We start from the raw sequence: 14,577 nt of genomic DNA, 5'->3' as shown, positions 1-14,577 counted from the left end.
GCATCGCATGAAAGGCATCGTGCTGGCCGGGGGCAGTGGGACGCGTCTGCATCCCATCACCCAGGCGATCTCGAAACAGCTGCTACCGGTCTACGACAAACCGATGATCTACTACCCGATCTCGGTGCTGATGTTCGCCGGGATCCGCGAGATCCTGATCATCTCGACCCCCGTCGACCTGCCGCATTTCCGGCGGCTGCTCGGCGACGGCAGCCAGTTCGGGCTCAGCTTCAGCTACGCCGAACAAGCCGCCCCCAACGGGCTGGCCGAGGCGTTCATCATCGGCGCGGACTTCGTCGGCGATGACGACGTCGCGCTCGTGCTCGGCGACAACATCTTCTACGGACAGGGCTTCTCCAGAAGGCTCAAGGCCGCGGCGACCGCACTCGACGGTTGCGTGCTGTTCGGCTACCCGGTCAAGGACCCGCAGCGCTACGGCGTCGGCGAGATCGACGCCGACGGCAAGCTCCTCTCCATCGAGGAGAAACCCGAGAAGCCGAAGTCGAACAAGGCCATCACCGGCCTGTACTTGTACGACAACCAGGTGATCGAGATCGCCCGCGATCTCAAGCCCTCCCCGCGCGGTGAGCTGGAGATCACGGACGTCAACCTCACCTACCTGCGGCAGGACCGCGCGACCCTGATCGACCTCGGGCGCGGGTTCGCCTGGCTCGACACCGGAACGCACGACTCGCTGCTGGAGGCGGGCCAGTTCGTGCAGGTCCTCGAGCACCGGACGGGCGTCCGGATCGCCTGTCTCGAGGAGGTCGCGCTGCGGATGGGCTACATCGACGCGGACCAGTGCTACGCGCTCGGCGCCAAGCTGGCGAAGTCCGGCTACGGCGAATATCTGATGAGCGTCGCGCGCACCCATGGCGCTACCGGCTGAACAAGTGTTCCCGCAGGGTGTCCCCGGTGTAATCGGTCCGGAAGACGCCCCGTTCCCGCAGATACGGGACGACGTCGTCGACGAACGCGTCCAGCCCGCCAGGGGTCAGATGCGGCACCAGCACGAATCCGTCGGCGGCGTCGCTCTGGACGTATTCGTCGATCGACTCCGCGACCTGCCGGGCGGTGCCGACGAACTGCTGGCGCGCGGTCACCTCGATGACCAGTTCGCGGATCGAGAGCTTCTTCTCCTCCGCGATCGCGCGCCATTTCGCGGCCACGGCCAGCGGATCCTTCTCGTGCCGGACGCGGCCCCAGGTCAGCGGTTCGGCTTCGGGATCCGGGTCGACCTCGGGGAGCGGACCGTCGGCGTCGTAGGCGGAGAGGTCGCGACTCCACACCTGTTCGAGGAACTGGATCGCGGTGGCCGGGCGCACCTGCTGGTAGCGGATCTCGCGGGCGTACTCGTGCGCGTCCTCCTCGGTGTCGCCGAGGACGAAGGTCGCGGCGGGCATGATCAGCAGCTCGCCGGGCTCGCGGCCGTACGCGGGCAATCGTCGCTTGACGTCGGCGAAGAACTCCTTGCCGCTCTCCAGTGAACCGTGACGGCTGAAGATGACGTCGGCGGTCTTGGCCGCGAACTCCCTGCCCTCGTCGGAATCGCCTGCCTGGATGACGATCGGCTGCCCCTGAGGGGTCCTCGGGACGGTGAACTCGCCACGGATGTCGAACTGAGGTCCACTGTGGACGAAGCGCTCGACGCCTCGCGTGAAGACGCCGTTCTCCTTGTCCCCCACCAACGCGTCGGGCGCCCAGCTGTCCCAGAGTTCCCTCACGGTGGCGAGGAACTCCTCGGCGCGGCGGTAGCGGTCCTCGCGTTTCAGGAAGCCGCCGCGGCGGAAGTTCTGTCCCGTCCACGCGTCCGGTGAGGTGACGACGTTCCACGCGGCGCGACCGCCGGAGAGGTGGTCGATGCTCGCGACCTGCCGCGCGACCTCGTACGGCTCGTTGAAGGTCGAGGAGAGCGTGCCCGCGAGGCCGAGCCGGGTGGTGACCGCAGAGAGCGCGGCCAGCACGGTGGTGGTGTTCGGCCGCCCGACGACGTCGGAGTCAAGGATCTGGCCTGCGTGTTCGCGCAGGCGCAGACCCTCGGCGAGGAACAGGAAGTCGAACTTGCCCCGCTCGGCCGTACGCGCGAGATGTTCGAAGGACGAAAAGTCGATTTGGCTACCCGAACGCGGGTCGCTCCACACGGTCGTGTTGTTGACGCCGGGGAAATGTGCGGCGAGTTTGACCTGTTTGGGCATCTGTCACGCCTCCGCGTACTGGTTGGCGGCAACCCCGAGGCCGAGATGGTCGCGCAGGGTGGTGCCGGTGTAGGCCTGCCGGAACGCGCCCGCGGCCCGGAGCGCGGGGACGGTCCCGGCGGTGAAGAGCGCCAGGTCGTCGGGCAGGACGGCGGGCCGGATGTGGAAGCCGTCGAGCCCGTTGGACGCCGCGAGGCGGGGCAGTTCGGTGGCGAGGTCGGCGGGAGTGCCGGTGAAGCTCAGGCCGGGTGGGAAGGGCGCGTAGGTCTCCAGCACGCGACGGCGGTCGAGGGCCGCCTGCTCGGTTTCGGCGAGCACGATCGACAGGCCGGCGAGGAGTTTGGCGCCGGGGAAACGCTCGCGGGCGCCGCGGATCTCGTCGATCAGGACGACGTCGGCGCCATGCGCGTACGGCGAGTCGCCGTACACCGCGACGACCGGGTGACCTTGGGGCGGCCGCGGCGTGATCGAAGGTCCCTTGATGCTGAAGAAGCGACCTTCGAAATCGACGTAGTGCAGTTTCTCGCGGTCGATGAAGCGGCCGGTCGGCTCGTCGCGGATGATCGCGCCGTCCTCCCAGCTGTCCCAGAGACGCGCGATGACGTCGACGACCTCGGCGTTCTCCGCTTCGGCGTCCGCCTCGGACGGCAGGATGCGCCTGCCGAAGTGCGCGACCTCGGCTTCGGTGCGCGAAGGCACCGCGAGGACGCCTGCGCGGCCGCGGCTCGCGTAGTCGAGCGAAGCAACGGCCGTCGAGATGTGGAACGGCTCGGTGTGCGTGGTGGTGACCGTCGGGACGAGGCCGATCCCGCTGGTCACGGGGGCTATCGCGGCGAAGGTGAGCAACGCGTCCAGTCGGCCTCGGACGACCTCTTCGCCGCCGGACTGGAGCGCGAGGGTGTCGTCGAGGGTGACGAAGTCGAGCGAAGCCGCTTCGGCGAGCTTCGCGTGGGCCAGGTAGTGGGCGGCGGTGAACAAGGCGGCCGGTCGGACGTCGGAAACCCGCCAGGCGGCCGGATGCTGCCCGGCCCCGTCGAGCGCGACCCCGAGGTGCAACTGCTGTGCGGAACCCATGCCCGGGGAACCCCCGCTCGTACCCCTCGATTCCCCCTCCCACGAGGTGGGAACCGGATCGCGTTTAGCCCGCTAACTGCGCTCCGGGCCGACCTGCGTTTAGCCCCCTAATCGCGATCCGGGAGGCGGAGCGCGTTTAGCGGGCTAATCGCGATCTGGGCGACGTGTCGCGTTTAGGGGGCTAAACGCGCTCTGGCGAGGCGTCGCGTTTAGCCCCCTAAACGCGATCCGGCTGGTCAGAAGGGGCGCCGGGCCATCTCTTCGAGGCGCCGGATGCGTTCGTCCATCGGCGGGTGGGTCGAGAAGAGCTTCGAGAGGCCCTCGCCCGGCCGGAAAGGGTTCGCGATCATGAGGTGCGACTGCGACACCAGTTTCGGCTCCGGCACGAGCGGCGCCGCGCGGGTCCCGTGGTCGAGTTTCCGCAGCGCGGAAGCCAGGCCGAGGGGGTCGCCGGTGAGTTCCGCGCCCGACGCGTCGGCCTGGAATTCCCGCGAGCGGCTCACCCCGAGCTTCACGATGGCGGCCGCGATCGGCCCGATCAGCACCAGGAGCAGCCCGACCAAGGGGCTGTCGCCGTCTTCGCGGTTGCTGCCGCCGAAGATGCTCGTGAACATCGCGATGTTGGCGATCACGCTGATCACGCTCGCCAGCGCCCCCGCGACGCAGGAGATGAGGATGTCGCGGTTGTAGACGTGGGACAGTTCGTGCCCGAGCACGGCCCGCAGTTCGCGCTCGTCGAGCAGGCCGAGGATGCCGGTGGTGCAGCACACCGCCGCGTGGCGGGGGCTGCGGCCGGTGGCGAAGGCGTTCGGGGCCTGGGTGGGGCTGACGTAGAGCCGCGGCATCGGCTGACGCGCCATGGTCGCCAGCTCTCGCACGATCCGGTACATCGCCGGCTGCTCGGCCTCCGAAACCGCCCGTGCGCGCATGGCCCGCAGAGCCAGTTCGCCGGAGTTGAAGTAGGCGTACGCGTTCATCCCGAGCGCCACCAGCAGGCCGATGACCAGCGCACCCCGCCCGAAGAAGCCGCTGATCCCGACGATGAGCGCGGACAGCACGCCGAGCAGGACGACGGTCTTCAGCCCGTTCTGGTGTTTGTGCACGACGTCCCGCTCCTTCCTTCTCCGGGGATTGGGGGTTACTCATCGGAAACAACGCGATCGGGGGACGCGAAGTTCCTTCGCGTGCCCGGTTCGCGGGTTATCGTCGAACCCCGGAGCGATCATGGGGAGGCGCCTGTGCGAGGACCCGAACTGAGCCGCCGAGCCCTGTTCACGCTGGCCGCGGCCGGCGTTTCCACGGTCGCCCTCGCCCCGGCGGCCCGCGCGGAGAAAGTACTTCTCGTCGAGGTCGGGGGCACTCCTGAAGCGGTCGCGGTGAATTCCGTCACCGGCTTCGCGTACGTCTCGGACCCCTCCTCCGGCACGATCGTGGTGCTCGATTCGCGCAGCGGCACCGTCGGCGACGTGATCCCGGTGGGCGGCGAGCCCGCCGGGCTGGCCGTGGACACGGCGACCAACCGGATCTTCGCCGCGAACCCGCCCGGCGGGACCGTCCTCGTCATCGACGGCCGGACCAACGACGTCGTCAGCGTGGTGCCGGCCGGTCCTGGAGCATCCAGTGTCGACATCGACGAGCGCGCAAACCGCATCTACGCGGTCAGCGCGCTCACCGGGACGCTCGCCGTCCTCGACGGCGTCGGCTGCCGCCTGCTGGACCTCATCGTCGGGCCCACACGAGGGCTGTCGTCGACAGCGGTCGACAGCGGCCGCAAGCTCGCGTACTGCACCAGCACCGACACGGACTCGCTGGAGGTCTTCGACATCGGCGCGGGCAAGTTCATCGGCGGCATCCCGGTGGGCAAGTCGCCGACCGGGGTCGCCGTGCACAACGCGTCCGGGACGGTGTTCGTCGCGAATTCGGCGATCCATCATCTGTCCGTCGTGGATCCGGGCGCACGCAAGGAGAAGGCGACCGTGCTGTTGCGCTCGGAGTCTTCGTCGGTGGCGATCCACGAAGGATCGAACACCGTGTACGCCAACGGAGGACCGAACGGCATCGCCAGGATCGACGGGGTGACGAGCCTGCTCACCGGCGACCTGTCACTCGGCGTGAACCCCGGCGCGGTCGCGATCGACCAGCGCACCAAGACGGTGTACGTGGCGGATCCCTTGCGCGGCAGGGTTTTCTTGATCAGGGACTTCTGACCAAGACGGTGGTTCCACGTGATTGGGCGGCCGACACGCGTGACTGAGTGGACGACACGCGTGATTGGGCGGCCGACACGTGTACCGCTTCACGTGGCCGGAGCGGGCATGATGGCGGGGTGAGCGAGTACGAATTGCGTGGCGGGCTGCAACCGGACGTGTCGGCCGTGGCCGCGGTACTGGCGCATCACGGCGTCGAAGGCCCGGACGGCAAGGCACCCGGCGAGGCGCTGGTCTTCGCCGTGTCCGGCGGGATCGGGGCGGGCTACATCCTGTGGGACTTCGCGCACGAGACGATGTCGACCATCGTGTTCGGTTTCCGTGCGCGCTGGCAGTACCCGCGCGAATGGCTCAAGTCCACAGTGGACCGTCTCGGGCTCGGCGCCGACTTCCACACCACCGGCGGCAAACGTGCCGCCGCGAAACGGCTCACCGCCGACCTCGAAGCGGGGCGGCCGGTTCTGGTGCTGCCTGACCGCGAGTCGCTCGGCTACTGGCATCTGCCGCCGGAGATGTCCGGCGGTGGCGGCCACTTCGTCGTCGCGTACGGCGAAGAGGATGGCCGGGTGCTCGTCGACGACCGGAATCTGGCCCGGCTGACGGTCGACCGGAAGACCTTCGACGCCGCGCGCGGCCGCGTCGGCTCGTACAAGAACCTGCTCGCGACGATCCGTCCAGGCGAGGTCACAGACTGGCGGACGGCCGTGCGCGACGGGCTCACGGACTGCGTGCGGAACCTCTCGGCGCCGTCGAAGTCGTTCTCGCTGCCCGCGTGGGAGCGCTGGGCCAAGGCGATGACCGACGAACGCGACCCCAAGGGCTGGCCGCGCGCGTTCGGTGAACGGCGCGGGCTTGTCGGGGCGCTGTTCAACGTCTGGGAGAGCGTCACCCCGGCCGGGATGGAGGGCGGGCATCTGCGCGGGCTGTTCGCCGACGCGCTCACCGAGGCCGCCGTCCTGCTCGAACTCCCCGCGCTGGCCGAACAGGCGCCGTCCTGGCGCGGGATCGCCGAACGGTGGGCCGAACTGGCCGAGACGGCGGTTCCCACGTCGAACGCGGAGTTCGCCTGGGTCCGCGGGCTGATCAGCACCGTCTCGGCCGGTGTCCGCGAGGGCGACGCGGGGCAGGACGCGGCCGCGGCGGCCGGTGCGGAGCTGTGGAAACTGCGCGCGCACCACAACGACGAGTCACCGTTCACCGAGGTCGAAGCAGGCGAACTGTTCAGCACGATGGGCACGATGATCCGGGACATCCACACCGCCGAGACGGCCGCGATCCGCGAGCTCTCCGAAGCCCTGATGGAGTGAACCGGACCGGTGTCCGTTGCGCCGCGCGGCCGGAACACCCCGCGATCGTTGAAGATCCACTTCGTGCACGCACATCCGCTGGGGACGACCAGTGCGCGTCCCGCTCCCGAGATCCACCTGTTCCGCCACCGCCTGCGTGTCACCGACCTGGACTATCTCGGCCACGTCGGGAACGTCCGGCTGCTCGACTACTTCCAGGAAGCCCAGATCGCGATGCTCGACCCTCGGCGCGAGCACGTGTTCCGCACCAAGGGGCCGGCGTATCTGATCGCGAAGCACAACGTCAGCTATCTGCGGAGACTGACCTTCCGCGACAACCCGGTCGAGGTGGAGACCGTGGTCGGCCGGATCGGGACCTGTGACGTCGTGGTCAACAGCAGGCTGCGCGACGAAAGGGCCGTGTACGCGCGCTGCCGCACCATCTGGGTCGCGTGCACCCTGCCCGAAGGCAGCATCCGGCGCCTCGACGACGAGGAGAACGAGCGGCTGACGCGGTTCAGCGGGACGATCGACGAGGCTTCCTGAATCAGTTTTTAACCGTTTATGCTCCATTTCCCGCATTATCGGAAAACGACTGAGCCGTTCAGCGGCTGATCATGACGGCTTTCGGCCGGTACCTTCGAAAGACCTCTCTCCCCTGCAGAGCTCCCCGGAGGTATTTCATGCCACGGCCGAAGTGTGTCCGCTTTCTCGCGCCCTTGGTCGGCGCGATGCTCTTGACCAGTGGGGTGGCCGTCGCCGCCCCTGACGGCGAAGACCCCCAGTTCATCAGGCTGGCCAGCAGGACCTTCGATCCGCTCAGCCAGCGGACGGCCGCGAGCCAGGACTGGAAAGGCGCCTACCTGCTCCAGGTCCGGAGTGCGCTGACCGACGCGCAGCGTGGGCGTTTGCGTTCACTCGGCGTGCGAATCGGGACCTACATTCCCGATTTCGCCTACGTGGTGCGGCTGAAGCCGGAGAACCGCGAATCGGTGGCGAATTTGAATTTCGTCCGCTGGCTCGGCGAATACCGGCCTGCCGACAAGATGGAGATCTCGTCGGCCGCGTCGGGCAGCCACCTGGTGACGCTGGTCGAACCGGACGCACGGGACCAGCGCGCGGTGGCCGAGCGGATCCTGCGGCTCGGCGGCGGAATCGAGGCGATTTCGCAGAGCGGGCAGCACATCGTCGCGAACTTCGGCTCCGGTCAGGCCGCCACCGTGGCGCAGGGGGCCGAGGTGCTCGCGGTCGGCGCGATCACCGCCCCCGAAACCGACATGGCCAACGCCAGGGAGAGCGGGGGCGCGAACTTCGTCGAGAGTGTCGGCGGCTACCGCGGCCAGGGCGTGCGCGGCGAGGTGATGGACGGCGGGCTGCGGGTCACCCACCAGGAGTTCAAGGCGCGGCCGACGGTGATGCACGGCGCGAACTCGACCAGCACCAGCCACGGCACTTCGACGTACGGCCAGATCTTCGCGTCCGGGGTGAGCGCGCCGCAGCGCGGACTGCTGCCCGAGGCGCAAGGCATCTTCGCCACCTACAACAAGCCCGACCGCTATGCACACACCAAGGAACTGGTCGACCCGGCGGGCAAGTATCGCGCGGTGTTCCAGAGCAACAGCTGGGGCGGCGGGCTGACAACGGCGTACAACTCGGTTTCGGCCGAGCTCGACAAGATCGTTTTCGACCATGACCTGCTGATCTGCCAGTCACAGAGCAACGCGGGCTCCCAGCAGTCGCGGCCGCAGGCCTGGTCGAAGAACGTGCTTTCGGTCGGCGGGCAGTACCACTACAACACGCTGGGCCGCACCGACGACAAGTGGAACGGCGGCGCCAGCATCGGCCCGGCCGCCGACGGCCGGATCAAACCGGAACTGTCGAACTACTACGACCGGATCGACACGACGTCTTCCGGCAGTGACACCTCGTACACGACGTCGTTCGGCGGCACGAGCGGTGCGACCCCGATCACCTGCGGAAACGCCGGTCTGCTGTTCCAGATGTGGGCCGACGGCGTGTTCGACGGCGGCCCCGGCAAGGGCCGCGACGTCTTCACGAGCCGCCCGCACGCCGCGACCGCGAAGGCGCTGCTGATCAACGGCGCCGACCAGTTCGCGTTCAGCGGCACCTCGCACGACATGACCAGGACGCATCAGGGCTGGGGCACCGCGAACGTGCGGTACCTGCACGAACAGGCCAAGGCGAACGGGTGGAAACTGCCGGTGCTGGTCAACGAGACCGATCTGCTGGGCACCGGGCAGTCGAAGAAGTACACGGTCGCGGTGAACGGGACCAAGCAGTTCAAGGCGACGCTGGCCTACACCGACCCGGCGGGCTCGCCGAGCGCGTCGGTCACCAGGGTCAACGACCTGACGCTGAAGGTCACCGCGCCGAACGGGACGGTCTACTACGGCAACAACGGGCTGAAGGCCGGCAACTTCTCGACCGCGGGCGGCTCGCCGAACACCGTCGACACGGTGGAGAACGTCATCCTCGAGAAGCCGTCCGCGGGGACTTGGACGGTGGAGGTCGTGGCGACGCAGGTGAACGCCGACGGTCACCCGGAGACATCGGCGACGGACGCGGATTACGCGTTGGTGGTTTCTTGACGGTATGAGGGCGCCGCTGGGCGCTTCGAGTGTGAGCGACCTGCCGCAAGTAGGTGACTACTTGCGGCATGCCCGCGCCCGGATGGCGGAGACGTCTGCGCCGATGGCCGAGACGGCAGGTGTCGGTTGTGAGACGGAAGCGTGAGACCGCTGGAAGGCATGTAACGAGGTGACCCGAGGTGCCGACGTCTGGGATACGTGACGCGAGCCAAGGAGCCTCTCGATGACCACCTGCCGACTCTGCGGCTCGGCCCATCTCGCCAGTGTCGTCGACCTCGGGGCCACACCGCCGTGCGAACGTTTCCTGACCGCCGAGCAGCTGTCGGAACCGGAGCCGACGTACCCCCTTCACCTGCTGGTCTGCACCGAATGCTGGCTCGCCCAGATCCCGCCGCTGATCACCCCGGAAGAGACATTCACCGAATACGCGTACTTCTCGTCGTATTCCGCCTCATGGGTCGAGCACGCCAAGACGTTCGTCGACGGTGCCGTCGAGCGGCTCGGGCTCGATGAGTCCTCGTTCGTCGTCGAGGTCGCCAGCAACGACGGCTATCTGCTCAAACATGTTGTGGCACAAAAGATCCGCTGTCTGGGCGTGGAACCTTCGGTGAACGTGGGCCAAGCCGCGCGTGACGCCGGGGTGCCGACGAAGACCGCTTTCCTCGGCCCCGAGAGCGGACGTGACGTCCGTGAGGAACACGGTCCGGCCGACCTCGTCGTGGCGAACAACGTTTACGCGCATATTCCGGACATCATCGGCTTCACGCACGGGCTCCGTGCACTGGTCGCCGATGACGGCTGGGTCAGCATCGAGGTCCAGCATCTGCTGACGCTGATCCAGGAGAACCAGTACGACACGATCTACCACGAGCATTTCCAGTATTACACGGTGGAATCCGCGCGCCGGGCGCTCGCACGCGGCGGTTTGTCCGTTGTGGACGTCGAGCTCCTGCCGACGCACGGCGGTTCCATCCGGCTGTGGGCACGCCCGGACGCCGTCGCGGGCGAGCCGAGCGAGCGGATGATGGAGGTCCTCGACGCCGAGAAGGCCGCGGGACTGCACGAAATGTCCGGCTACACCGAATTCTCCGAGCGGGTCACCAAGGTCCGGCTCGAGCTGAACAAGTTCCTCACCGACGCGGCGCTCGAAGGCAAGACCGTCGTCGGTTACGGCGCCCCCGGCAAGGGCAACACCCTGCTGAACCACTGCGGTATCCGGCCGGACGTGGTGCGGTACACCGTCGACCGCAATCCGTACAAGCACGGCAGGTTCACCCCCGGCACCCGGATCCCGATCCTCCCGCCGGAACGCATCGAGGCGGACCGGCCCGATTACGTGCTCGTCCTTCCGTGGAACCTCCGGACGGAACTGACCGCCCAATTGTCCTATGTGGACGAATGGGGCGGGAAACTGGTCTTCCCCATCCCACACCTGGAAATCGTCGAGGTGAAGTCGTGAAGGTAGTCCTCTTCTGCGGCGGCTACGGCATGCGGATGCGCAACGGTGACGCGTCCGACGTGCCCAAGCCGATGGCCATGGTCGGGCCGAGACCCCTGATCTGGCACGTGATGCGTTATTACGCGCATTTCGGCCACACCGAGTTCATTCTCTGTCTCGGTTACGGCGCGCACCACATCAAGGAGTTCTTCCTCAACTACCAGGAGACCGCCTCCAACGATTTCGTCCTACGGGGCGGCAAGGCGGAACTGCTGTCGACCGACATCTCGGACTGGTCGATCTCGTTCGTGCAGACCGGTCTCGAATCGGCCATCGGCGAACGGCTGCGCCGGGTGCGCCCGCATCTCGACGGCGACGAGATGTTCCTCGCCAACTACGCCGACGTCCTCACCGACGCGCCGCTGCCGGAGATGATCGAGCGGTTCACGGCCTCCGACGCCGGCGCGTCGATGATGGTCGTGCCGCCGCAGTCGTCGTTCCACTGCGTCGAAATGGGCGAGGACGGCCGCATCGGCGCGCTGACGCCGGTCAGCGAGATGCCGCTCTGGGAGAACGGCGGGTACTTCGTGCTGCGCCAGGAGATCTTCGACCACATCCCCGAGGGCGGCGACCTGGTGGCCGACGGCTGCGGCGAGCTCGCCAAGCAGGGCAGGCTGCTCGCGTACCCGTACCGCGGGTTCTGGAAGCCGACGGACACCGTCAAGGAACGTGTCCAGCTGGACGACGCCTACGCGCACGGCGACCGTCCGTGGGCGTTGTGGGAACACGAACCGGCGCCGGCTGGCATCGCGTGATCGCACTCGGCACCGGCGGGATCCAGCGGCTCGTCGCGCTCGGCGCGCATTGTGACGACATCGCCATCGGGGCGGGCGGCACACTGCTGACGATCTGCGCCGCCAATCCGGGTGTCCGGGTGGACGCGCTCGTCCTTTCCGGCGGCGGCACCGACCGGGAGACCGAGGAGCGGGCCGCGCTCGCGGCCTTCTGCCCGGGCGCCGACGTCGAGGTCACCGTGCTCAAACTGCCCGACGGCCGGCTCCCCGCGCACTGGGAAGAGGCCAAGAACGGGCTGGAGGACCTGCGCCGCCGCACCGACCCGGACCTCGTCCTCTCGCCTCGCACGGCCGACGCGCATCAGGATCACCGAGGCCTGGCGAAGCTGGTGCCGACGGTGTTCCGCACCCATCTCCAGCTGGAGTACGAGATCGCCAAATGGGACGGCGACCTGGGCAAACCCGCCGCGTACGTCCCGCTGTCGGCAGAGCTCGCCGAGGAGAAGGTTCGCCTGCTCCAGGAGCACTACGCCTCCCAGCGGCACCGGCCCTGGTACGACCGGGAAGCCTTCCTCGGTCTCGCCCGCATTCGCGGTATCGAATGCGGGCAGCGCTACGCCGAGGCCTTCGACCTCAAGAAACTGACGCTCGACCTCACTCCGAAAGGCTGAAAGCCATGCGTGTGCTGCTGACCGGGCACAAGGGCTACCTGGGCACGGTGATGGCCCCGGTGCTGGCCGCCGAAGGCCATGAGGTGATCGGCCTCGACTCCGGTCTCTACGACACCTGCGTGCTGGGCCCGAAGCCCCAAGACCCCGAAGGCTTCGAGGTCGACCTTCGTGACGTCACGGCCGAGCACGTGGCCGGGGTGGACGCGGTGATCCACCTCGCCGCGCTGTCCAACGATCCGCTCGGCTCGCTGGCGCCGGACCTGACCTACGACATCAACCACCACGCTTCGGTGAAGCTCGCCAAGCTGGCGAAGGACGCCGGGGTCAAGCGATACCTCTACGCCTCGACGTGCTCGGTCTACGGGGCCTCGGGCGGCGACGGCCTGGTCGACGAGGACGCGCCGCTGCGCCCCGTGACGCCGTACGCCGAATCGAAGGTTCGGGTCGAGGACGACGTCCAAGAACTCGCCGACGGCGACTTCAGCCCGGTGTACATGCGCAACGCCACCGCGTTCGGTTTCTCGCCGCGGCTGCGCGGCGACATCGTGCTCAACAACCTGACCGCGCACGCCCACCTCTCCGGCGAGGTGCTGGTGCTCTCCGACGGCACGCCGTGGCGGCCGCTGGTGCACGCCAAGGACATCGCGCGCGCTTTCGCGGCGGCGCTGGTGGCGCCGAAGGAAGCCGTGCACGGCAAGGCGTTCAACATCGGCACCGAACGCAACAACGTGACCGTCGCCGAGATCGCGGAAGAGGTCGTCGAGGCCGTTCCCGGCTCCACGCTGCGGATCACCGGTGAGGCGGGCGCGGATCCGCGCTCGTACCGGGTCGACTTCTCCCGGTTCCGCGCGGCGATCCCCGGCTTCGACTGCGACTGGTCGGTCAAGGACGGCGCGCTCGAACTCATCGAGGCCTACCGGACCCACGGCCTCACCGAACACGGCTTCCAGCGCCTGTTCACCCGGCTGGCGCGCCTGCAGGACCGCACCGCCGCCGGTGAACTCGACGACACCCTGCGGCGTCGCTGATGTCGCACCGGGACCTGGAGACGGGCGCCGACCTGGAGAAGCTGGTCGAGCGCCTGTATCCGCTGTGCCGCAGCATCACCGGCGACGGCGTCCGCGCCACGCTGGAGATCGTCGGCGAGCACATCCCGCTGGAGATCCACGAGGTCCCCACCGGCACCCAGGTGCTGGACTGGACGGTGCCGCAGGAGTGGAACATCCGCGACGCGTACATCAAGGACGCCTCCGGCCGCCGCGTGGTCGACTTCCAGAAGTCGAACCTGCACGTCGTCGGCTACAGCGTCCCGGTGTCGCGGAAGATGCCGCTCGCCGAGCTGCGCGAACATCTGCACACCTTGCCCGACCAGCCGTCCTGGGTGCCGTACCGGACCAGCTACTACTCGCCGACGTGGGGTTTCTGCCTGGCGCAGGAGACCCTCGACGCGATGCCGGACGGCGAGTACGAGGTACACATCGATTCCACTTTGGACGATGGGCACCTCACCTACGCCGAGCACGTCGTACCGGGCGAGGTCGCGGACGAGGTGATCATCTCCTGCCACACCTGTCATCCGTCGCTGGCGAACGACAACGTCGCCGGGATCGCGATCGCGGCCGCCTTCGCGCAGACGCTCGAAAACCCGCACTACACGTACCGGTTCCTGTTCATGCCCGGCACGATCGGCGCGATCACCTGGCTCGCACGCAATACCGAACGCGTCGACCGGATCAAGGCCGGGCTCGTGCTGGCGTGTGCCGGCGACCCGGGATCGTTGACGTACAAGCGAAGCCGCCGGGGCGACGCCGAGATCGACCGCGTGCTCGCGTACGTCCTCGCCGATCGCGCGCACCAGATCGTGGACTTCTCGCCGTACGGCTACGACGAGCGCCAGTTCTGCTCCCCCGGCTTCAACCTCGGTGTCGGATCACTGACGAGGACGCCGTACGCGGGTTATCCCGAGTACCACACCTCGGCCGACAACCTCGATTTCGTCTCGACGGCGGCCATGGAGGAAACCCTTCAGACCCTGCGGGACACCTTCGCCGTCCTCGACCGCAACCGCGGCTACGTCAACCTCAGCCCGTACGGCGAGCCTCAGCTCGGCAAACGCGGGCTGTACGACTCGCTCGGCGGGAGAAGCGACGCCAAACAAGCCCAGATGGCCATGCTCTGGGTGCTCAACCTCTCGGACGGCGAGCACAGCCTGCTCGACGTCGCCGAGCGGTCCGGGCTGCCGTTCGATTCCGTCGTCGCCGCCGCGAAGGCGCTGCACGACGCCGGATTGCTCAAGGACTAGA

At 68.1% G+C, this 14,577-nt stretch carries 13 protein-coding genes; 10 read left to right on the top strand and 3 right to left on the bottom strand.

Features of this window, described 5'->3' with window-relative positions; all coding sequences use genetic code 11:
* Positions 1–7: 7 nt before the first annotated feature.
* Positions 8–889: a glucose-1-phosphate thymidylyltransferase RfbA gene (gene rfbA, locus DL990_RS06650; protein ID WP_125788762.1), complete on the top strand. Its 882-nt coding sequence runs from the start codon at positions 8–10 to the stop codon at positions 887–889.
* Here rfbA and DL990_RS06645 read toward each other — a convergent pair.
* The 3 genes from DL990_RS06645 to htpX all read right to left on the bottom strand — a co-directional run bounded on the left by DL990_RS06645 (position 879) and on the right by htpX (position 4,372).
* A complete protein-coding gene (locus DL990_RS06645; RefSeq protein WP_125788761.1) occupies positions 879–2,195 on the bottom strand; it encodes an NtaA/DmoA family FMN-dependent monooxygenase in 1,317 nt (438 codons plus the stop codon). The two genes, rfbA and DL990_RS06645, sit on opposite strands and share 11 nt — an antisense overlap.
* Positions 2,196–2,198: 3 nt before the next feature.
* Positions 2,199–3,269 carry an LLM class flavin-dependent oxidoreductase gene (locus DL990_RS06640; protein ID WP_125798184.1) on the bottom strand — a complete coding sequence of 357 codons (1,071 nt, stop codon included), beginning with the start codon at positions 3,267–3,269 and terminating at the stop codon, positions 2,199–2,201.
* Positions 3,270–3,505: 236 nt separating this feature from the next.
* A complete protein-coding gene (gene htpX, locus DL990_RS06635) occupies positions 3,506–4,372 on the bottom strand; it encodes a zinc metalloprotease HtpX (RefSeq protein ID WP_125798183.1) in 867 nt (288 codons plus the stop codon).
* Positions 4,373–4,507: 135 nt separating this feature from the next.
* Between htpX and DL990_RS06630 the strand changes: the two genes are divergently transcribed.
* From DL990_RS06630 to DL990_RS06590, 9 genes are all read left to right on the top strand, one after another.
* Positions 4,508–5,476, top strand: coding sequence for a YncE family protein (locus DL990_RS06630; RefSeq protein WP_125798182.1), 969 nt, complete (start codon positions 4,508–4,510; stop codon positions 5,474–5,476).
* Between the two features lie 119 nt (positions 5,477–5,595).
* The gene (locus DL990_RS06625; protein WP_125798181.1) at positions 5,596–6,783 is read left to right on the top strand and encodes a BtrH N-terminal domain-containing protein; all 1,188 of its coding nucleotides are present in this window, start codon (positions 5,596–5,598) and stop codon (positions 6,781–6,783) included.
* Positions 6,784–6,792: 9 nt separating this feature from the next.
* Complete coding sequence (locus DL990_RS06620; RefSeq protein WP_125798180.1) at positions 6,793–7,308, top strand: thioesterase family protein; 516 nt, start codon at positions 6,793–6,795, stop codon at positions 7,306–7,308.
* A 137-nt stretch (positions 7,309–7,445) separates the two neighbouring features.
* On the top strand, positions 7,446–9,371 hold the full coding sequence (locus DL990_RS06615) for a S8 family serine peptidase (RefSeq protein WP_125798179.1): 1,926 nt from the start codon (positions 7,446–7,448) through the stop codon (positions 9,369–9,371).
* A 223-nt stretch (positions 9,372–9,594) separates the two neighbouring features.
* Positions 9,595–10,830: a class I SAM-dependent methyltransferase gene (locus tag DL990_RS06610; protein WP_125798178.1), complete on the top strand. Its 1,236-nt coding sequence runs from the start codon at positions 9,595–9,597 to the stop codon at positions 10,828–10,830.
* A complete protein-coding gene (locus tag DL990_RS06605; protein ID WP_125788753.1) occupies positions 10,827–11,624 on the top strand; it encodes a glucose-1-phosphate cytidylyltransferase in 798 nt (265 codons plus the stop codon). The genes DL990_RS06610 and DL990_RS06605 overlap by 4 nt, the downstream gene beginning before the upstream one ends.
* Positions 11,621–12,274 carry a PIG-L deacetylase family protein gene (locus tag DL990_RS06600; RefSeq protein WP_125798461.1) on the top strand — a complete coding sequence of 218 codons (654 nt, stop codon included), beginning with the start codon at positions 11,621–11,623 and terminating at the stop codon, positions 12,272–12,274. The genes DL990_RS06605 and DL990_RS06600 overlap by 4 nt, the downstream gene beginning before the upstream one ends.
* 5 nt (positions 12,275–12,279) lie before the next feature.
* Positions 12,280–13,302 carry an NAD(P)-dependent oxidoreductase gene (locus DL990_RS06595; RefSeq protein WP_125798177.1) on the top strand — a complete coding sequence of 341 codons (1,023 nt, stop codon included), beginning with the start codon at positions 12,280–12,282 and terminating at the stop codon, positions 13,300–13,302.
* Entirely contained in the window at positions 13,302–14,576 is a 1,275-nt protein-coding gene (locus DL990_RS06590) for a DUF4910 domain-containing protein (protein WP_125798176.1), read from the top strand. Before DL990_RS06595 ends, DL990_RS06590 begins: the two co-directional genes overlap by 1 nt.
* Position 14,577 lies beyond the last annotated feature (1 nt).

It is taken from the genome of Amycolatopsis sp. WAC 01416 (genome assembly GCF_003947485.1).
Classification (GTDB): Bacteria; Actinomycetota; Actinomycetes; order Mycobacteriales; family Pseudonocardiaceae; genus Amycolatopsis.
Note: the sequence above shows the minus strand (reverse complement) of the source record. Positions and strands in the feature narration are given on the sequence as shown.